Below are 19946 nucleotides of genomic sequence, written 5' to 3' on the forward strand. Positions count from 1 at the left end.
ACAAGCGACAAGACGTGCCGCGGAAAGAACGACGGCACTGGCTTCCTGCGCTTCCGATCCGCCCGCCGCCTGGTCGCTATGGGTTGCGTGCGCAGGCGGCAAAGCGCGCCATGCACGACCACGACAGGCCATGGGCCGCAGCCGCGAACTACGCGCGCTGCCGGCTGGATCTGCTTTGCGGCATCAAGCATCAAGCACATGCCGCACACGGGAAGCTTTCAGGAACGCCCGCCTTCCCCCTCGGGATGTCTCGCCACTTTTGACGTCGCCATGTCCCGCACATTGCCGGGACGCTTCGGGCGCTCGCCGTATTTTCGCCACCGGCGCGTCGGGCTGCGGTCGCTTCGAATCATGTCGACCGCGCGGCGCGACGCACCGGATGAATTCTTTATACCAACCTTCCGTTACCGTCGGAGTCCGTCTCGACCGAACGTGCCTGTGGGCGCCGTCCCTGCCGTGCGCGGATTTCCGTGCGTGCAACTCGTTGCATCTCTTCAGACGGGGTGAGCAACCAGCCCCGGGCGCAAGTAAAATATCCGTTTATCGCTTGCCGCCTGCGCATGCTGCGCGGTTCAAGATCCCGAAGAACTGCCCTTGGGTATGAGTCGGGCGAATCAGGAACTTTTTGGCCGTTTGGCCTGCCGTCGCGTTAGCGCTGGGCAAATTATATTCAGAATGAAAGAGTTAGGCAAAATATCCCAGAATCAGGTCGCGAGCGACCAGGTTTCGTTCGTCGAGATCGACGAAGGCGCCGCCGGTCAGCGGATCGACAATTTCCTGCTGCGCGTCTGCAAGGGCGTGCCGAAGAGCCACATCTATCGCATTCTGCGCAGCGGGGAAGTGCGCGTGAATAAGGGGCGAATCGACGCGCAGTACCGGCTCGAACTCGGCGATCTCGTGCGCGTGCCGCCCATGCGCGTGGCGCAGCCAAGCGAGCCCGCGGGCGCGGCGAGCGTGCCCGCGGCGGAATTCAGCGTGCTTTACGAGGACGATGCGATGCTCGTCATCGACAAGCCCGCTGGGGTGGCCGTGCATGGCGGCAGCGGGGTGGCCTTCGGCGTGATCGAGCAGTTGCGCGAAGCGCGGCCGAACGCCAAATTTCTCGAACTCGTGCACCGGCTCGACCGCGAGACTTCCGGCGTGCTGATGCTCGCGAAGAAGCGCTCGGCACTGGTCGGCCTGCACGAGCAGATGCGCGAGAACAAGACGGACAAGCGCTATTACGCGTGCGTCCACGGGGAATGGGCAAGCGACTGGGGTCGCCGGCGCGCCGTCAAGGAGCCGCTCCATAAGTATCTGACCCCGGAAGGCGAGCGCCGCGTGCGCGTGCAGCCCGACGGGCTGCCGTCACATACAGTGTTCAATCTCGTCGAGCGCTGGCCCGGCTACGCGCTCGTCGAGGCCGAGCTCAAGACCGGCCGCACGCATCAGATCCGCGTGCACCTGGCCCATCTGGGCCTGCCGATCGTCGGCGACGCCAAGTACGGCGACTTCGCGCTCAACAAGGCGCTCGCGCGCAACGGCGCGAAACCCGGCGTCAAGCGCATGTTCCTGCATGCGCACCGGCTCAAGCTCACGCACCCGATCACGGGCGCGCCGCTGCAATTCGAGGCGCCGCTGCCGCCCGAGCTGCGCCGCTTCGTCGGCGAGCTGCGCGCGCAGCGCGAAGCGACGGGAGAAGGCGAAGGCCACGCCACTGCGCTACCTGAATGAGGGCACGGCGAAGCGCTGATCGAAGCGGCGATCGAAGCGGCGCGCGGCGTTACGCTGGACATCACGCCCGGCGCCGCCATGAACGGCACGAGCGGCGCCACAATGAACCGGGGAGCAAACCGGACTCAAGAACAACAGTGTTTGGAGAAGGACCGCATGGCCCGAGAGCAATTTGACCTGATTGTGTTCGACTGGGACGGTACGCTGATGGACTCGACCGCCCACATTACGCGCAGCATCCAGGCCGCATGCCGCGACCTGGGGCTGCCTGTGCCCGGTGACGAGGCCGCGAGCTACGTGATCGGCCTGGGCTTGCGCGAGGCGCTGCAGATCGCCGCGCCCACGCTCGATCCCGCCGACTATCCGCGCCTCGTGGAGCGCTACCGCATCCATTACCTGCTGAAGGATCAGCAAACCGAGCTGTTCTCGGGCGTGCGCGAGATGCTCGCCGAACTGCGCGACACGGGCTATCTGCTCGCGGTGGCGACCGGCAAGAGCCGGGTCGGGTTGAACCGCGCGCTCGCCGACGCCAGGCTCACGAGCCTGTTCGACGGCACGCGCTGCGCAGACGAGACCTTCTCGAAGCCGCATCCGGCCATGCTGCAGGAACTCACGCGCGAATTGGGGCAGGATCTTCACCGCACGGTGATGATCGGCGACACGACCCACGATCTGCAGATGGCCGCGAACGCCGGCGCGGCGGGCGTGGGCGTGGCCTACGGCGCCCATTCGTCGGGTGCGCTGGAGGTGCTCGCGCCGCGCTACATCGCGCCGGACGTGGCGGCGCTCGCCACCTGGCTGAGGGAGCACGCATGAGCGCGCACCCGCAGACGAATGCGACGGCGCAGCATGCCCCCGTGCGCGTGTGCGCCGCCGAAGAGCTCATCGAGGGCGGCGCCGGCCAGCGCATGAACGCGAGTTACGTGGGTGGCGACGCCGTGGTGTTCTTCGTGCGGTACGGCGGTGAGGTGTACGGTTACCTGAACCGTTGCGCGCATGTGCCGATGGAGCTTGACTGGGTCGAAGGGCAGTTCTTCGAGTCGTCGGGGCTCTACATCATGTGCGCGACGCACGGCGCGATCTATCAGCCCGACACGGGCAAGTGCGTGGGCGGCCCGTGCCGCGGCGCGCGGCTGCGCCCGGTTCGTGTCGAGGAACGCGACACGCCCGAGGGCCGTGCGGTATTCTGGTTGCCGGACGACGATTTGAGTCCGACCCCATCCTGATCTCCATTGCCCACGCATGTCCGACAATCTGACCCCTGATCCCAACGAGCCGGCGCGTCCCGCGCCCGCCGGGAAGTCCGGCAGCGCCCCAGGCGCCGACGGTGGCAAGCCCGGCTGGGAGCGCGAGGCGCTCGAGCGCATTGCGCTAGCCGCGATCAACGAGCAGCGCGCGGCGCGGCGCTGGAGGATCTTTTTCCGCTTCGCGTTTCTTGCGGTGCTGGCGGTGATCGCGTGGAGCCTCCTCGATCTTTCCGGCGCGCGCGTGGACAGCGGCGGCCGCCACACGGCGCTCGTCACGCTCGACGGCGAGATTTCGTCGGATACGCAAGCCAACGCCGACGACATCAACAGCGCGCTCGACAGCGCCTTCGACGACGACGGCACCGCTGGCGTGATCCTGCACATCGACAGCCCCGGCGGCTCGCCGGTGCAGGCAGGCATCATCAACGACGAGATCCACCGGCTGCGCAAGAAATACCCGGCCATTCCGCTTTACGTGGTGGTGGGCGACATGTGCGCTTCGGGCGGCTATTACGTCGCCGCCGCGGCCGACAAGATCTATGTCAACAAGGCCAGCATTGTCGGCTCGATCGGCGTGCTGATGGACGGCTTCGGCTTCACGGGTCTGATGGACAAGCTCGGCGTCCAGCGCCGCCTGCGCACCTCGGGCGAGAACAAGGGCTTCTACGACCCGTTCTCGCCCGATACGCCGAAGATGGACGCGCATGCGCAGGAGATGCTCGACCAGATCCACCAGCAGTTCATCGACGCCGTGAAGGCGGGCCGCGGCCAGCGCCTGAAGGATTCGCCGGACGTCTTCTCGGGCCTCTTCTGGACCGGCCAGAAGAGCGTCGAGCTCGGCCTCGCAGACGGCTTCGGCGACAACGACTACGTCGCGCGCGAAGTCATCAAGGCGCCGGACATCATCGATTACACGGTCAAGCAGGGCATCACCGACCGCGTGGCGAAGCGCTTCGGCGCGAGCATCGGCTCGGCGGCCGTGCATTCGCTGATCTCGGCCGGAAAGGTCTCGCTGCACTGATCCGCCGCTTTGGGGCTCATGCCGATGTAAAAACGGCCGCTGTCTGATACACAGCGGCCGTTGCGTTTTCAGCAGGCGTGGACTCGATCAAGCGCCGATGTGCGCTCAGTTCGCCAGCATCAGGAAGATCGCGGGCCGCTTGTGCAGCTCGGGCGCCGGTTTCTTCTTCCATTCGGACACGGCACGGCTCACGATCGTCTCGGTGGGCAGCGTGAGATCGACGGCCACGCACACGAGCGTGGAGGGTGCGCAGGAAGCGAGCAGCGCGTCGAGCAGCGTGCGGTTGCGATAGGGCGTTTCGATGAAGATCTGCGTCTGCTTCGCCTTGCGTGAGGTCTGTTCGAGCTCGCGCAGCTTCTTCGTGCGCTCGTTCGCATCGACGGGCAAGTAGCCGTGGAACGCGAAGCTCTGGCCGTTCAGGCCCGAGGCCATCAGCGCGAGCAGGATCGAGCTCGGCCCGACCAGCGGCACGACCTTGATGCCGCGCTCGTGCGCGCGCCGCACCAGCAGGGCGCCCGGATCGGCCACGGCGGGCACGCCGGCTTCGGAGACAAGCCCCGTGTCGATGCCGGCCAGGAGCGGCGCGAGCAGCTTGTCGATCTCGCCCGCGGGCGTGTTGACGTTGAGCTCGCGAATCTCGATCTCCTGGATCGGCCGCGTGGTGCCGACGCGCTTCAGGAACGCGCGCGTGGTCTTGGCGTTCTCGCCGATATAGCTCGCCAGGGTGCCCGCGCGCTCGCGCACGGGCGCGGGCAGGACGGCGGCAAGCGCGGCGTCGTCGCCTTCGCCGAGCGTATTCGGGATCAGGTAGAGCGTGCCCGTGGTCATGGCTGAGCCTCCTGAGGCGCCAGTAGCGGATAGCCGGCGGCGAGCAGCATGCGCGTGAGCGCGATGAGCGGCAGGCCGATCAGGGCAGTGGGATCGTCGGACTCGATCGCTTCGAGAAGCACGATGCCAAGCCCCTCCGATTTCGCGCTGCCCGCGCAGTCGTAGGGCTGCTCGGCCCGCAGATAGGCGTCGAGCGCCGCGTCGGGGAGGTCGCGAAAGCGGACTTTGGTCACGACATCGACGGTATCCGTTTGGCCAGTAGCGGTGTCGAGCAGACTGAGCGCACTATGGAACAACACTTCGCGGCCGCGCATGGCGCGCAGTTGTTCGAGCGCGCGCTCGTGCGTGCCCGGTTTGCCGATCTGGTGTCCGTCGAAGGTGGCCACCTGGTCGGAGCCGATCACGAGCGCGCGCCCGGCGCCGGCCGGCAGGGCGGCGGCCACGGCGCGGGCCTTGGCCTCGGCGAGGCGCAGCGCCGTGGCTTCGGGCGTTTCGCCGGGCTGCGGCGTTTCGTCGATGGCGGGCACGGCGGTCTCGAAAGGAATGCGCAGGCGCTCGAGCAGCTCGCGGCGGTAGCGCGAGCTGGAGGCGAGAATCAGCACGGGGCGGCCCGTCTGTGGGACAGGTGCGGCGGTATCCTGCATGATGGTCGGATCGTGAGAATGGGTCGTAGGGCGGCGGCTCGGGGGCAAGGCATTCGGCAATCGCTTTCGCAACAGGCGCGGTTAAAAACGGGGGCGGATTTCGTTGCGCCCCGTCCGGCCTTGCTGATGATTTTGCCTAAATACTCAAGCCGCACAGAGGCTTGCGAGCGTGAGCTTAAGTGTTTGACTCGCAAAGATAAAGACGTTATGATTTTGGGCTTTTCATCGGTACGCTCGCTTCGCGCGTCTTGAGTAAGCGCTGGTCAACACCTTTGGCCAATGTCTGAAACGTGCGTTAAAAGAGAGCGGCAATCCGTGGCTCGGCGTTCCTGAGCGTACCGGAGCCGATTGAAGCAGGTGCTGCAAGCGGGTAGATCAAGAATGCAGCTTGGCAGCATGGTCTGGCTTTTTGCGCCTGCCATGGTCTGCAGGCCGTACTTCTGGAGCAGGAGAGCGCAATGACCGAACATCCTGGCAAGCCTGCCGGCGCCGCATTGGAAAAGGGCGCGCAGGACAAGAGCGCACTCAATCCGCGCGATCTCGATATCTTCGAATTCGCGCGTAGCGGCCGCAGTGCCTCGGGCACGGTGCGTCTCTCGCAGCTGCCGCGCATGCTAAACGAAGTCCCGGCCGAGGCGCCAGACCGCGACACCGCGTTCACGTGGCAGGCCGAAGGCTTCAAGCAACAGGAATTGCAGGACGACGGCACCGAGGGGCCGCAGCCGTATCTGCGGCTCGCGATTCACGGTGGCGCATGGCTTACGTGTCAGCGTTGCCTCGCTCCTTACGAGCAGGCGTTCCACGCGGACACCGTCTTCCGCATCGTCCAGACGGAAGAAGAGGCGGACGAGTTCCCGCTCGACCACGATGAATTCGATGTGATTGTGGGCTCGCGCCATTTCGATCTCGTCGACTTGATCGAAGAGGAGTTGTTGCTCTCGCTGCCGCTCGTGCCGAAGCACGAAGTTTGTCCGGAAATTCACGAAAGCCTTGCCTCGGGTGCCGACGGCGCGGAGGGCGTGGATTCCGTCGACGACGTGCCGGAGCAGGAAATCGAGCCGGAAGAGCGCGTCAACCCGTTTGCGGCGCTCGAATCGCTCAAGAAGGACGGTCCCGGCAGCAAGCACTGAGTTTTTACTGAGTGGCTGCAGGTGGCGTGCAGTATCAATTCGTGGGCCCAGTCCCGGAGTCCGGCTATCCCCCAAGGGTGGCGGCGGCCGGATCGGGCTGTGTTAGAATTCGGAAAATTTTCAGGAGTTATCATGGCAGTTCAACAAAACAAGAAGTCGCCGTCGAAGCGCGGTATGCACCGCTCGCACGATTTCCTCACGGGCGCACCGCTGGCTGTCGAGCCGAGCACGGGTGAAGTGCATCTGCGTCACCACATCAGCCCGAACGGCTACTACCGCGGCAAGAAAGTCGTCAAGACCAAGAACGACTAATCGTTCCAGCGTGCGGCGCGGCAACCCGGAAACGGGTTTCCAGGCAGCGCCGCACATGGCGATTCTGTTCGCTTGACAATTTTTCGGCTCGGCAAAAAAGGCGGCATTCAACTGCCGCTTTTTTGTGCCTGAAATCCGTCGCATTCCATGACTGTTACGCTCACGATAGATTGCATGGGAGGCGACCACGGTCCGTCCGTAACGGTCCCTGCCGCAGTCAATTTCGTCCGCTCGCATCCCGACGCGCGACTGCTACTGGTGGGCATCGAGACGGCGATCCGCGCCCAGCTCAAGAAGCTGAAGGCGCTGGACCTCCCCGCACTTTCCGTCGTTCCCGCCACCGAGGTCGTCGAAATGGACGATCCGGTCGAAGTCGCCCTTCGCAAGAAGAAAGACTCGTCGATGCGCGTCGCGCTCAATCGCGTGAAAGAGGGCGAGGCGCAGGCCTGCGTCTCGGCCGGCAACACCGGTGCGCTCATGGCCGTCTCGCGCTACGTGCTCAAGACGCTGCCCGGCATCGAGAGGCCGGCCATCGCGTTCGCGTTGCCCAATCCGCGCGGCTACACGACGATGCTCGACCTCGGCGCGAACGTCGATTGCGAACCTCAGCACCTGCTGCAATTCGCCGAGATGGGCCACGCCCTCGTTGCCGCGCTCGAAGGCAAGGAGCGCCCGACCATCGGGCTCCTGAATATCGGCGAAGAAGTCATCAAGGGCAACGAGACCATCAAGCGCGCGGGCGAACTGCTGCGCGCGAGCACGCTGAACTTCCGCGGCAACGTGGAAGGCAACGACATTTACAAGGGCACCGTCGACGTCATCGTCTGTGACGGTTTCGTTGGGAATGTCGCGCTGAAAACGTCGGAGGGCCTCGCGCAGATGCTCAACGACATGATCAAGGAAGAGTTCGGCCGCTCGTGGCTCACGAAGCTCATGGCGATCACCGCGCTGCCGGTGCTCATGCGCTTCAAGAAGCGCGTCGATCACCGCCAGTACAATGGCGCCGCGCTGCTCGGCCTGAAGAGCCTCGTCTTCAAGAGCCATGGCTCCGCCGACGCCTATGCGTTTGAGTGGGCGATCAAACGCGGGTATGATGCCGTCAAAAATGGCGTGCTGGAGCGTCTCGCGCGCGCCATGGAAGAAAACGCCAGTTCACTCGAACAGGCGGCCGGCGGCCAGAACAGTGCCGCCGCAAGGGCTCCCGAGGAGCCGTCCGCGAGTCCATCCGCGAGCTCACCCGGTCAGACGGCGGGCGGTTTGCCGCCCGGCGCCGCATCATCCTCGAAGGCATAATGGCTCAATCGACTCTCTATTCCCGCGTGCTTGGCACGGGCAGTTTCCTTCCGCCCGAGCGCGTCACCAACCAGGATCTGGCCGAACGGCTTGCCGCACAAGGCGTCGAGACGAGCGACGAGTGGATCGTCGCCCGCACGGGCATTCACGCGCGCCACTTCGCGGCGCCCGACGTCACGACCAGCGATCTGGCGCTTGCCGCTTCGCAGCGCGCGATCGCAGCTGCCGACGTCGACCCGCAATCGATCGATCTCATCATTGTCGCCACTTCCACGCCCGATTTCGTATTTCCGAGCACTGCCTGCTTGCTGCAGAACAAGCTCGGCATTCGTAATCACGGCGCGGCGTTCGACGTGCAGGCCGTCTGCTCGGGCTTCGCGTACGCCGTTTCGGTGGCCGACAGCCTGATTCGCAGTGGCCAGCACAAGACGGCGCTCGTGGTGGGCGCGGAAACCTTCTCGCGTATTCTCGACTTCAAGGACCGCACGACCTGTGTGCTGTTCGGCGATGGCGCGGGCGCGATCGTGCTGCAGGCTTCTGATGAACCGGGCGTGCTTTCGAGCGCGCTGCACGCGGACGGCAGCTACGCGCACATCCTCTGCACGCCGGGCAACGTGAACGGCGGCGTGATCGCCGGCAACGCGTTCCTGCATATGGACGGCCAGGCCGTGTTCAAGCTCGCCGTGAACGTGCTTGAAAAGGTCGCGATCGAGGCGCTCGAAAAGGCGCAACTCACCGCCGACCAGGTCGACTGGCTGATCCCGCACCAGGCCAACATCCGCATCATGCAGGGCACCTGCCGCAAGCTCGGCCTGCCTGCCGAGCGCATGGTGGTCACCGTTGGCGAGCACGGCAATACCTCGGCGGCTTCGATTCCGCTCGCACTCGACGTCGCGGTGCGCGACGGCCGCATCAAGCGTGGCCACAACGTGCTGATCGAAGGCGTCGGCGGCGGCTTTACCTGGGGCGCCTCCGTCATCCGCTTCTGACCCGACCCTGGAAGGGGCTTTCGCGCTCCCGCATTCAAAGGCCGCGCGTGCGATGCGCGCGGCTCGAGAGCGGTAGATCGGAGCGCATCGCCCATCCGTATTGATCGAATATTGGGGACGTTATGAAATTCGCGTTCGTTTTTCCCGGACAAGGCTCGCAGGCCGTCGGCATGCTCGACGCCTTTGGCGACACCGCCATCGTGCGCGAGACGCTCAAGGAAGCGTCCGACGCGCTGAACCAGGACCTCGGCAAGCTGATCGCCGAAGGCCCCGCCGAAGAACTCAATCTCACCACCAACACGCAGCCGGTCATGCTCACCGCCGCCTACGCCGTCTATCGCGCGTGGCAAGCGGCGGGCGGCCCGGCGCCGGCAATCGTCGCGGGCCATAGCCTCGGCGAATACACGGCGCTCGTGGCCGCAGGCGTGCTCGCGTTCCGCGACGCCGTGCCGCTCGTGCGCTTCCGTGCGCAGGCGATGCAAAGCGCGGTGCCGGTGGGCGAGGGCGGCATGGCCGCCGTGCTCGGCCTCGACGACGACACCGTGCGCGCCGTTTGCACCGAAGCTGCCGCGGCAAGCGGCGGCGTGGTCGAAGCCGTGAACTTCAACGCGCCGGCGCAGGTCGTGATCGCCGGCCACAAGGGCGCGGTCGAAAAGGCCTGCGAGATCGCCAAGAGCAAGGGCGCCAAGCGCGCGCTGCCGCTGCCGGTTTCGGCGCCGTTTCACTCGTCGCTGCTCAAGCCCGCTTCGGACCAGTTGCGCGAGTACCTCGCGAACGTCACGCTCAACGCACCGCAAATCCCGGTCGTGAACAATGTCGACGTGGCTTTCGAAACCGATCCCGCGAAGATCCGCGATGCGCTGGTGCGTCAGGCCGCGGGCCCGGTGCGCTGGGTCGAGTGCGTGAAGGCGATTGCCGCGCAGGGCGCGACGCACGTGATCGAATGCGGTCCCGGCAAGGTGCTCGCGGGCCTCACCAAGCGTATCGACGGCAATCTGGCCGGTGCCTCGGTGGCCGATCCGAAGTCGCTCGAGGAAGCGCTCGCGCTGCTCAAGGCCTGAGCCGCAGCATCGAAAAGCATCAAACGCAACGGATTCGAACGATGGAAAAGACTCTCGACAATCAAGCCGCGATCGTGACCGGCGCATCGCGCGGCATCGGCCGGGCGATCGCGCTCGAACTGGCGCGCCAGGGCGCGACGGTGATCGGCACGGCAACGAGCGAAGCCGGCGCGCAGGCCATCACCGCAGCCTTCGAAGAGGCCGGTGTGAAGGGCCGCGGCGCGGTGCTCAACGTCAACGACGCGGCTGCGGCCGAAGCGCTCATCGACGCGACGGTCAAGGAGTTCGGCGGCCTCGCGATCCTCGTCAACAATGCCGGCATCACGCAGGACAACCTGGCGATGCGCATGAAGGACGACGAGTGGGACGCGGTGATCGACACCAACCTGAAGTCGGTGTTCCGCCTCTCGCGCGCCGTGCTGCGCCCGATGATGAAGGCGCGCACTGGCCGCATCATCAACATTACTTCGGTGGTCGGCTCCTCGGGCAACCCGGGCCAGGCCAACTACGCGGCGGCCAAGGCTGGCGTCGCGGGCATGACGCGCGCGCTCGCGCGCGAGATCGGCAGCCGCGGCATCACGGTGAACTGCGTGGCGCCGGGCTTCATCGACACCGACATGACCAAGGATCTGCCCGCCGAGCAGCAGACGGCGCTCAAGCAGCAGATTCCGCTGGGGCGCCTCGGCAGCCCGGAAGACATCGCGCATGCGGTCGTCTTTCTCGCCTCGCCGCAGGCAGGCTATATCACGGGCACTACGTTGCACGTAAATGGCGGGATGTATATGTCTTAACCGGATTCAGGTACTATCCGCGCCTTGATGCACCTGTGTGAATAATCTCGCCAGGCGCTCTCGCGAATAGCCGTTCCGGAACAGCGAGCGCCGCTTTTCAGCCAGGTCAAACCTGATAAAATGCGCGCACTCGCATTTATGAACTGACTTTTTTCCCTTGGAGGGGTAATGGACAACATCGAACAGCGCGTCAAGAAGATCGTCGCCGAGCAACTGGGCGTCGCCGAAGCTGAAATCAAGAACGAAGCTTCGTTCGTGAACGATCTGGGCGCAGACTCGCTCGACACCGTGGAACTGGTGATGGCCCTCGAAGACGAATTCGGCATGGAAATCCCCGACGAGGAAGCCGAGAAGATCACGACGGTTCAGCAAGCGATCGACTACGCTCGCGCGAACGTCAAGGCCTAAAGCGCCATCTTCCTGCCCGGGCCCGCGCGCGTACAAGTTGCACGCTAGCGGCCCGCGAGGACGCTTGCCCGTGAAACCGCGAACGCCCCGCAACCGCTGCGGGACATCTGCCGGTCAACTAGCCACAGGGCTCACAGGAGCATTTCCTGTGGCCTCTGTGGCTTTTGTTTTGTCATCTATGGAAAAGGGGTTACCGTGAGCCGCCGTCGAGTTGTTGTTACAGGCCTGGGGCTGATTTCGCCTGTTGGCAATAATGTTGCCGACGGGTGGGCCAATCTGGTCGCCGGGAAGTCCGGCATCGCCAACATCACGAAGTTCGACGCTACGAACTTCTCGACCCGCTTTGCCGGCGAAGTGAAAGGTTTCAACGTCGAAGATTACATGCCGGCGAAAGAAGCACGTCATATGGATACGTTCATCCATTACGGCATTGCTGCGGGTATCCAGGCGATGCAGGACAGCGGCTTCGAGATCACCGAAGAGAATGCCGAGCGCGTGGGCGTGGTGGTGGGCTCGGGCATCGGTGGCCTGCCCATGATCGAAATCACGCAGACCGAGTTGCTCAATCGCGGTCCGCGCCGGATTTCGCCGTTCTTCGTGCCGGCCTCGATCATCAACATGATCTCCGGCCACCTGTCGATCAAGTACGGCCTCAAGGGCCCGAACCTCTCCATGGTCACGGCCTGTACGACCGGCCTGCACTGCATCGGCGAAGCCTCACGTCTGATCGAGTACGGCGACGCCGACGTGATGATCGCGGGCGGCGCGGAATCGACCGTTTCGCCGCTCGGCATCGGCGGCTTCGCGGCGGCGCGCGCGCTCTCGCAGCGCAACGACGACCCGGCAACGGCAAGCCGTCCGTGGGACAAGGACCGCGACGGCTTCGTGCTGGGCGAGGGCGCCGGCGTGATGATCCTCGAAGAGTACGAGCACGCGAAGAAGCGCGGCGCGAAGATCTACGCGGAAGTCGGCGGCTACGGCATGAGCGGCGACGCGTATCACATGACCGCACCGCTCGAAGACGGCGACGGCGCGCGCCGCTGCATGCAGTACGCGATGCGCAACGCGGGCGTGAACCCGACCGAAGTGGACTGGGTCAGCGCGCACGGCACGTCGACGCCGCTGGGCGACATCGCGGAAACCACCGCGATCAAGCGCGCGTTCGGCGACCACGCGAAGGACATCGTCGTGAACTCGACCAAGTCGATGACCGGCCACTTGCTGGGCGGCGCGGGCGGCCTCGAGTCGGTGTTCACGGTGCTCGCCGTGCACAACCAGATCTCGCCGCCGACGATCAATATCTTCAACCAGGATCCGGCATGCGACCTGGACTACTGCGCGAACACCGCGCGGGACATGAAGATCGACGTCGCGCTGAAGAACTCGTTCGGCTTCGGCGGGACGAACGGCACGCTGGTTTTCAAGCGCCACGCTTGAGCCGCATTCAAGCGGTAAGCCGAACGTGATCGCCACGCGCGACACAGCGGCCGCGCCGGCGCAGTTGCACGCGCCGGCCGGCCGCAACCCCCTTTCCGATGCGCGGCGCGTGCATGCGCCGCGCGTTGCCCTGCGCCCGTCCCGGGCGCTGCAGGCGCTGCTGCTCGCGGGCGTCCTGATTGCCGCTGCAGCACTCTTTACGACGCTCTCGCCCTGGCTCGGCGGATGGCGCGCATTGCCGCCGACGCTCGCGCTGGGCGCGGCCGGGCTGCTCGCTTTCCAGGCATGGCGTCGCGCGCAGCCGGCTTTCATCGAAATCGGGACTGATCACTTCGCCGCCATTGCGCGCATGGGTGAGTGCCTCGTCGATGGGCGCCTGGTAGGCGCAGCACAGTGGGGCGCTGCGTTGCTCGCGCTCGTGGTGGAGGCGGGCGGGCGCCGCAAGACCTTGCTCGTGGCCGCCGATTCCCTCGATGCCGAGACGTTCCGCATCCTCGCCGTGAGCGCCCGCGGCGCGTCCGGCCGATAAGCGCGACTGCCGTATCGCGCTAAAGCGCCTGCGCGGCGCTTCGCGTACCCGCATTTCTCCTCATTGCCGGCATCGTCCGCATTGTCTTTCGCCGCATCGTCCCCATCTAAGTGCGTCCTGCGCCTGCCAGAGCGCTGTAACGACTGTAACGGCTGTTACGCGCATAACGTGGCACCGTGGCGGTAACGCTACAATGGTGCCCCCGCGTCCACTTCCATGAGCTAACGGATTTTTCAGGTGAGCGAAAAAGAAATCGACCAGGTGCTGGTCGAACGCGTGCAAAAAGGCGACAAGGCCGCGTTCGAACTGCTGGTCTCCAAGTACCACCGCAAGATCATCCGCCTGATCTCGCGCCTCGTGCGGGACCCCGCGGAGGTCGAGGACGTGGCCCAGGATGCCTTCATCAAGGCGTATCGGGCACTGCCGCAGTTTCGTGGCGAATCCGCTTTCTATACGTGGTTGTACCGAATTGCCGTCAATACGGCGAAGAACTACCTTGCGACCCAGGGAAGACGCGCCCCCACATCCACCGAAGCAGATGCTGAAGAAGCGGAAACTTTCTCGGACGCCGATCAACTAAGGGATATCAACACGCCAGAGTCGATGTTGATGAGCAAGCAGATCGCCGAGACGGTCAATGCTGCGATGGCGGTTTTACCGGAAGAGTTGCGCACCGCCATTACTCTTCGTGAAATTGAGGGGTTGAGCTACGAGGAAATCGCCGAAATGATGGGTTGCCCGATCGGCACCGTCAGATCGAGAATTTTCCGCGCTCGCGAAGCCATTGCGGCAAAATTGCGTCCGCTGCTGGACACACCGGAAGGCAAGCGCTGGTAACTGGCCAGTCTCGCGCCGGGCACGGACGCAATTCACCAGAATGTGGGTGTGTGTCACTACGGGGCTCTGTAAGGAAATGGGGAGCATCATGGGGTCGGTTTCGATGCAATCGGTGTCAAGCTCGCGCGGCGAGCAACTGTCCGCCTTCGTCGACGGCGAAATGGCCGGCGATGAACAGCATCTGAACACTATTTTTTCTGGACTCGATCAAGAAGGCCGTATGGCCTGGTCGAGCTATCACCTGATCGGCGACGTACTGCGCTCGGACGACCTGGCGATGAGCCCGGCCGCGAGCCAGTCGTTCATGGCGGGCTTCGCGGCACGCTTCGAGGCCGAGCCGCACGTGCTGGCGCCGGCGGCGTTGCCCGCCGCGTCCGGCCAGGCCGCCACGCATAACGGCCGCGTCTCGCGCATTCTTGCGCTGCGCCGCCGCGTCGTGCCGTCACTGGCCGTGGCCGCCGCGGCTGCCACGCTCACGTGGATCGTCATGCCGCAGATGCGCGGCGTCGGCATGGCCGGCGCGCCGCAGATCGCTTCGGTGCAGTCCGCCGGCGACAACGTTCAGCGCGTGGCCATGAATACGGCACCGGTGCAGACGGCTGCCGTGCAAGACGGCAACATCATCCGCGACGCGCGCCTGGACGAATATCTCGAGGCGCACCAGCAGTTCGCGCAGCAACCGGTCATGTCGGATTCGATGCCGTACATCCGCTCCGCTGCCCTTACCACGCAAGGCCAATAAGTCTGATGCAGATAGCGCGGTTGAATAAAACGACATTCTGGGGGCGGCTGCCGGCACTTCTGTGTTGTGCGGCCGTAATGTTCACCGCGCTGTCCGCCGCCACGCACGCACACGCGCAAGGCGCGTCGGCCACCGACCCGGCCACGCGCCAGAGCGCCGCGCAGTGGCTCGACCGCATCCAGCAGGCCGCACAGCAGCTGAACTACACGGGCACCTTCGTTTATCAGCGCGGTGCCTTCGTGCAGTCCTCGCGCATCACGCACTACGCCACGAAGAACGACGGCGAATACGAGCAGCTCGAGAGCCTCGATGGCAAGCCGCGCAAGATGCTGCGCCATAACGACGACCTCTACACGTTCGTGCCCGAGCGCAAGCTGTGCGTCGTCGAAAAGCGCCAGAACAAGGAAGCTTTCCCGGCGCTGCTCTCCACGAGCGGCGAGCAGGTGCTCGCCGTCTACGATCCGAAGATGCTCGGCAACGACCGCGTGGCCGGCATCGACAGCCAGGTGATCGAACTCGATCCGAAGGACGCCTGGCGCTTCGCCTACAAGCTGTGGGCCGACGCGAAGACGGGGCTGCTGCTGCGCGCGCAGACGCTCGACCCGTCGAATGGTCAGGTACTCCAGCAGCTCTCCTTCACGCAGGTGAGCATCGGTGTGCCGGTGGACAAGGCGCCGATCGCCGCCGCTATACGTAACATCGGTAACACCGCCGGCTGGACGGTCGTGCGTCCGCCGCTGCAGCCGGTCGACATGGAGGCGCAGGGCTGGACCTTCGCGCAGACCGTGCCGGGCTTTCGGAAGATCCGCGAACTGCGTCGCCCGATGGCCGCGCGCGACGCCAACGATCCGCCCATTCCCGTCGATCAGGCCGTGTTCTCCGATGGGCTGTCGGCCATCTCCGTCTTTGTCGAGCCAGTCGAGCACAATAGCCGCAAGGAAGGCTCGGGTAGCAGCGGCGCAACCCACGTGCTCGTGAAGCGTAGTGGGGATTACTGGATCACCTTGCTCGGCGAGGTGCCCCAGACCACGTTGCAGCAATTCGCGTCTGCCATAGAATACAAGGCTCCCAAGTAACTTCTACGCTACGGCCGATTTCGATATGACGATCCTCCCGCTGCGCAAATTCTTCGCGGCCGCGGTGGTGGCGGCGTGCCTGCCGTTCGCCCCGCACACGGCATCGGCGGCGCCTGCCGCCAATCTGCCGGACTTCACAGATCTCGTGGACAAGGTGGGGCCCTCCGTCGTCAACATCCGCACCACCACGCGCGTGACGCTCTCGCAGCGCGGGCTGCCGCCGGGGATGGACAACGGCGACATGTCGGAATTCTTCCGCCGCTTCTTTGGCATCCCCTTGCCGCAGGCACCTCAAGGGCCCCAGGGCGGCGATCAGTCGCCGCGCGGCGGCCAGGGCGGCGATCAAGGTGGCGGTCAAGGCGGAGGACAGGACTCCGGGCCGGACAGCGGCAACGACACCGAGCAGAGCAGCGGCGTGGGCTCGGGCTTCATCATGACGAGTGACGGCTACGTGATGACCAACGCACACGTGGTCGACGACGCGGACAGCATTTACGTCACGCTCACCGACAAGCGCGAGTTCAAGGCCAAGCTGATCGGCGTGGATGACCGTACCGACGTGGCAGTCGTGAAGATCCAGGCGAACAACCTGCCGGCCATCACGATCGGGGATTCGAACAAGGTGCGCGTGGGCGAGTGGGTCGTGGCGATCGGCTCGCCGTTCGGCCTCGAGAACACTGTCACCGCCGGCATCGTGAGCGCGAAGGGCCGCGACACGGGCGACTATCTGCCGTTCATCCAGACCGACGTGGCCGTGAATCCCGGCAACTCGGGCGGTCCGCTCATCAACATGCAGGGCGAGGTGATCGGCATCAACTCGCAGATCTATAGCCGCACCGGCGGCTTCATGGGCATCTCGTTCGCGATTCCGATCGACGAGGCGATGCGCGTGGCCGATCAGCTCAAGGCCACGGGCAAGGTCACGCGCGGCCGGATTGCCGTGGCCATCGGCGAGGTGACCAAGGACGTGGCCGATTCGCTCGGTCTGCCGAAGGCGCAGGGCGCGCTGGTGTCGAGCGTCGAGCCGGGCGGTCCGGCCGACAAGGCGGGCATCCAGCCCGGCGACATCATCCAGAAGTTCAACGGCCAGACGGTCGACGCGGCCACCGACCTGCCGCGCATGGTGGGCGACACCAAGCCGGGCACCAAGGCGACCATCACGATCTGGCGCAAGGGCACGACGCGCGATCTGCCGATCACGATTGCCGAGATGCAGTCGGACAAGAGCGCGAAGGCCGACCAGAAGAAGGCGCCGGAGCCCAAGCCGCGCCCGTCGAACGCACTGGGCATCTCGGTGACGGATCTCTCCGCCGACCAGCTGAGCCAGCTCAAGATCAAGGGCGGCGTGATGGTGGATTCGGTGGACGGCCCCGCCGCGCGCGCCGGTTTGCAGAAGGGCGACATCATCCTGCGGGTGGGCGACACGGACATCACGAGCGCCAAGCAGTTCCAGGATGTCGCGTCGCACCTGGACCCGCAGAAGATGGTGGCGATCCTCGTGCGCCGTGGCGAGAACACGCAGTTCGTGCCGCTGCGCCCGCGCAATTCGGGGCAGAAGTAAGCACGATGAGCGCCCCTGCGCGGACATCGACCGCCACTGAGCCGCGCGCGGGCGCGCAGCTGGTGCTGTATGGCCGCGCGTGGTGCCATCTGTGCGAGGACATGCGCGCGGCGCTGGAGCCGCTCGCGGCGGCGGCGGGGGCGCGCATCGAGTTGATCGATGTCGACTCCGACCCCGCGCTGCAGGCGCGCTACGACGAGCTCGTGCCGGTGCTGGTATGCGACGGCGTCGAGCTGTGCCACTACCGGCTCGACGAGGCGCGTGTGCGCGCCGCGCTGGGCTTGAGCGCCGACGTATCGGATGTGGCGGGTGCGCAAACCGTGCTGCCGCCCGCGTCGAGCAGCGCGTGAAACGCCCGTCCAGCATCGCGCCCGACGCGCCCCATGCGCATGACACATCCGTTACATCACAGGACGGTTCGCCCGTGGGACCCCTTTTCGGCTAAAATACTGCGGTTTTTCATCTATTTACGAGGCGTGCCCAGCAAAGTTTGGGGCGCGCCTTTTTCGCTTGATCGGTACTGAATGGATCATATTCGTAACTTCTCGATCATTGCGCACATCGACCATGGCAAGTCGACGCTCGCCGATCGCATCATCCAGTTGTGCGGCGGCCTGTCCGACCGTGAAATGGAATCGCAGGTGCTCGACTCGATGGATCTCGAGCGCGAGCGCGGCATCACGATCAAGGCGCAGACCGCTGCGCTCAGCTACAAGGCGCGTGACGGCAAGGTCTACAACCTGAACCTGATCGACACGCCGGGACACGTCGACTTCTCGTACGAAGTGAGCCGTTCGCTCTCCGCGTGCGAGGGCGCGCTGCTCGTGGTGGACGCGAGCCAGGGCGTCGAGGCGCAGACGGTGGCGAACTGCTACACCGCGATCGAGCTCGGCGTCGAAGTCGTGCCGGTGCTCAACAAGATCGACCTGCCCGCGGCGAATCCCGAGAACGCCATCGCCGAGATCGAGGACGTGATCGGCATCGACGCCACCGACGCCACGCGCTGCAGCGCGAAGACCGGCCTCGGCGTCGAGGACGTGCTCGAATCGCTGATCGCCAAGGTGCCGCCGCCCAAGGGCGATACGGAAGCGCCGCTGCAGGCGCTCATCATCGACTCGTGGTTCGACAACTACGTCGGTGTGGTGATGCTCGTGCGCATCGTCAACGGCACGCTGCGTCCGAAGGACAAGATCAAGCTGATGGCCACCGGCGCGCAGTATCCGGTCGAGCACGTGGGCGTGTTCTCGCCGAAGTCGCGCAATCTCGAGCAGCTTTCGGCGGGGCAGGTGGGCTTCATCATCGCGGGCATCAAGGAGCTCGCCGCGACCAAGGTGGGTGACACCGTCACGCTCGCCACGAAGCCGGCGCCGGAACCGCTGCCGGGCTTCAAGGAAGTGAAGCCGCAGGTGTTCGCGGGCCTTTATCCGGTCGAGGCGAACCAGTACGACGCGCTGCGCGAATCGCTCGAAAAGCTCAAGCTCAACGACGCTTCGCTCCAGTACGAGCCGGAAGTTTCACAGGCGCTCGGCTTCGGCTTCCGCTGCGGCTTCCTGGGTCTTCTGCACATGGAGATCGTGCAGGAGCGTTTAGAGCGCGAGTTCGACATGGACCTCATCACCACGGCGCCCACCGTGGTGTACGAAGTCGTGCAGGCCGACGGCACCCTGATCAAGGTCGAGAACCCGGCGAAGATGCCGGAGCCCTCGAAGATCGCCGAGATCCGCGAGCCGATCGTGACCGTGAACCTGTACATGCCGCAGGACTATGTGGGTTCGGTCATTACGCTCTGTACGCAGAAGCGCGGCAACCAGATCAACATGCAGTATCACGGCCGCCAGGTGCAGCTCACCTACGAAATCCCGATGGCGGAAATCGTGCTCGACTTCTTCGACCGCCTGAAGTCGGTCTCGCGCGGTTACGCGTCGATGGACTACGAGTTCAAGGAATACCGCAGCTCGGACGTCGTGAAGGTCGACATGCTGATCAACGGCGACAAGGTCGATGCGCTGTCCGTGATCGTGCACCGCACGCAGTCGCAATATCGCGGCCGCGAAGTGGCGGCAAAGATGCGCGAGATCATCCCGCGCCAGATGTACGACGTGGCGATCCAGGCGGCCATTGGCGCGCACATCATCGCGCGCGAGAACATCAAGGCGCTGCGCAAGAACGTGCTGGCCAAGTGCTATGGAGGCGACATCACGCGCAAGAAGAAGCTTCTCGAGAAGCAGAAGGAAGGCAAGAAGCGGATGAAGCAGGTTGGCTCTGTCGAAATTCCGCAAGAGGCATTCCTCGCGATTCTCCGTGTCGAAGACAAATAAGCCAGAACA

The 19946-nt window shown here is 65.0% G+C and carries 21 protein-coding genes; 19 read left to right on the forward strand and 2 right to left on the reverse strand.

Annotated elements, in window-relative coordinates; translation table 11 throughout:
- Positions 1-675 precede the first annotated feature (675 nt).
- The 4 genes from E1956_RS07825 (at position 676) to E1956_RS07840 (ending at position 3981) form a co-directional block, all read left to right on the forward strand.
- The gene (locus E1956_RS07825; protein WP_134748093.1) at positions 676-1713 is read left to right on the forward strand and encodes an RluA family pseudouridine synthase; all 1038 of its coding nucleotides are present in this window, start codon (positions 676-678) and stop codon (positions 1711-1713) included.
- Between the two features lie 156 nt (positions 1714-1869).
- On the forward strand, positions 1870-2529 hold the full coding sequence (locus tag E1956_RS07830) for an HAD-IIIA family hydrolase (RefSeq protein WP_134748094.1): 660 nt from the start codon (positions 1870-1872) through the stop codon (positions 2527-2529).
- Positions 2526-2939 (forward strand): Rieske (2Fe-2S) protein, encoded by a 414-nt coding sequence (locus E1956_RS07835; RefSeq protein WP_134748095.1) that lies wholly within the window; start codon positions 2526-2528, stop codon positions 2937-2939. The genes E1956_RS07830 and E1956_RS07835 overlap by 4 nt, the downstream gene beginning before the upstream one ends.
- A 16-nt stretch (positions 2940-2955) precedes the next feature.
- Positions 2956-3981: a S49 family peptidase gene (locus tag E1956_RS07840; protein ID WP_134748096.1), complete on the forward strand. Its 1026-nt coding sequence runs from the start codon at positions 2956-2958 to the stop codon at positions 3979-3981.
- Between the two features lie 105 nt (positions 3982-4086).
- Here the strand turns inward: E1956_RS07840 and E1956_RS07845 are convergent, their stop codons facing one another.
- Both E1956_RS07845 and E1956_RS07850 read right to left on the reverse strand, forming a co-directional pair.
- Positions 4087-4809, reverse strand: coding sequence for an SAM-dependent methyltransferase (locus tag E1956_RS07845; protein WP_134748097.1), 723 nt, complete (start codon positions 4807-4809; stop codon positions 4087-4089).
- A complete protein-coding gene (locus tag E1956_RS07850) occupies positions 4806-5453 on the reverse strand; it encodes a Maf-like protein (protein WP_134748098.1) in 648 nt (215 codons plus the stop codon). The genes E1956_RS07845 and E1956_RS07850 overlap by 4 nt, the downstream gene beginning before the upstream one ends.
- A gap of 458 nt (positions 5454-5911) precedes the next feature.
- On the opposite strand from E1956_RS07850, the gene E1956_RS07855 reads away from it, so the two are divergent.
- The 15 genes from E1956_RS07855 to lepA all read left to right on the forward strand — a co-directional run bounded on the left by E1956_RS07855 (position 5912) and on the right by lepA (position 19937).
- Positions 5912-6583, forward strand: coding sequence for a YceD family protein (locus E1956_RS07855; protein WP_134748099.1), 672 nt, complete (start codon positions 5912-5914; stop codon positions 6581-6583).
- Positions 6584-6715: 132 nt separating this feature from the next.
- Positions 6716-6895 (forward strand): 50S ribosomal protein L32, encoded by a 180-nt coding sequence (gene rpmF, locus E1956_RS07860; RefSeq protein ID WP_018441573.1) that lies wholly within the window; start codon positions 6716-6718, stop codon positions 6893-6895.
- 147 nt (positions 6896-7042) lie between these two features.
- Positions 7043-8188 carry a phosphate acyltransferase PlsX gene (plsX, locus tag E1956_RS07865; protein ID WP_134748100.1) on the forward strand — a complete coding sequence of 382 codons (1146 nt, stop codon included), beginning with the start codon at positions 7043-7045 and terminating at the stop codon, positions 8186-8188.
- The gene (locus tag E1956_RS07870) at positions 8188-9177 is read left to right on the forward strand and encodes a beta-ketoacyl-ACP synthase III (protein WP_134748101.1); all 990 of its coding nucleotides are present in this window, start codon (positions 8188-8190) and stop codon (positions 9175-9177) included. Before plsX ends, E1956_RS07870 begins: the two co-directional genes overlap by 1 nt.
- A 122-nt stretch (positions 9178-9299) precedes the next feature.
- Positions 9300-10238 carry an ACP S-malonyltransferase gene (fabD, locus tag E1956_RS07875; protein WP_134748102.1) on the forward strand — a complete coding sequence of 313 codons (939 nt, stop codon included), beginning with the start codon at positions 9300-9302 and terminating at the stop codon, positions 10236-10238.
- Positions 10239-10279: 41 nt separating this feature from the next.
- The gene (fabG, locus tag E1956_RS07880) at positions 10280-11029 is read left to right on the forward strand and encodes a 3-oxoacyl-ACP reductase FabG (protein WP_134748103.1); all 750 of its coding nucleotides are present in this window, start codon (positions 10280-10282) and stop codon (positions 11027-11029) included.
- Positions 11030-11197: 168 nt separating this feature from the next.
- Positions 11198-11437 carry an acyl carrier protein gene (gene acpP, locus E1956_RS07885; protein ID WP_004197638.1) on the forward strand — a complete coding sequence of 80 codons (240 nt, stop codon included), beginning with the start codon at positions 11198-11200 and terminating at the stop codon, positions 11435-11437.
- A 195-nt stretch (positions 11438-11632) separates the two neighbouring features.
- A complete protein-coding gene (fabF, locus tag E1956_RS07890) occupies positions 11633-12874 on the forward strand; it encodes a beta-ketoacyl-ACP synthase II (RefSeq protein WP_134748104.1) in 1242 nt (413 codons plus the stop codon).
- 25 nt (positions 12875-12899) lie between these two features.
- Positions 12900-13403, forward strand: coding sequence for a protein YgfX (locus E1956_RS07895; RefSeq protein WP_134748105.1), 504 nt, complete (start codon positions 12900-12902; stop codon positions 13401-13403).
- Positions 13404-13640: 237 nt separating this feature from the next.
- Positions 13641-14240 carry an RNA polymerase sigma factor RpoE gene (gene rpoE / locus E1956_RS07900; protein ID WP_028215987.1) on the forward strand — a complete coding sequence of 200 codons (600 nt, stop codon included), beginning with the start codon at positions 13641-13643 and terminating at the stop codon, positions 14238-14240.
- Positions 14241-14328: 88 nt separating this feature from the next.
- Positions 14329-14982: a sigma-E factor negative regulatory protein gene (locus E1956_RS07905; RefSeq protein WP_134748106.1), complete on the forward strand. Its 654-nt coding sequence runs from the start codon at positions 14329-14331 to the stop codon at positions 14980-14982.
- A 5-nt stretch (positions 14983-14987) separates the two neighbouring features.
- Positions 14988-16058 (forward strand): MucB/RseB C-terminal domain-containing protein, encoded by a 1071-nt coding sequence (locus E1956_RS07910; RefSeq protein WP_134748107.1) that lies wholly within the window; start codon positions 14988-14990, stop codon positions 16056-16058.
- 25 nt (positions 16059-16083) lie between these two features.
- Positions 16084-17619: a DegQ family serine endoprotease gene (locus tag E1956_RS07915; RefSeq protein WP_134748108.1), complete on the forward strand. Its 1536-nt coding sequence runs from the start codon at positions 16084-16086 to the stop codon at positions 17617-17619.
- A gap of 5 nt (positions 17620-17624) precedes the next feature.
- Positions 17625-17969, forward strand: coding sequence for a glutaredoxin family protein (locus E1956_RS07920; RefSeq protein ID WP_134748109.1), 345 nt, complete (start codon positions 17625-17627; stop codon positions 17967-17969).
- Between the two features lie 174 nt (positions 17970-18143).
- The gene (lepA, locus tag E1956_RS07925) at positions 18144-19937 is read left to right on the forward strand and encodes a translation elongation factor 4 (RefSeq protein WP_134748110.1); all 1794 of its coding nucleotides are present in this window, start codon (positions 18144-18146) and stop codon (positions 19935-19937) included.
- Positions 19938-19946 lie beyond the last annotated feature (9 nt).

Origin of the sequence: Paraburkholderia pallida, from assembly GCF_004524855.1 — a bacterium.
Taxonomy (GTDB): Bacteria; Pseudomonadota; Gammaproteobacteria; order Burkholderiales; family Burkholderiaceae; genus Paraburkholderia; species Paraburkholderia oxyphila.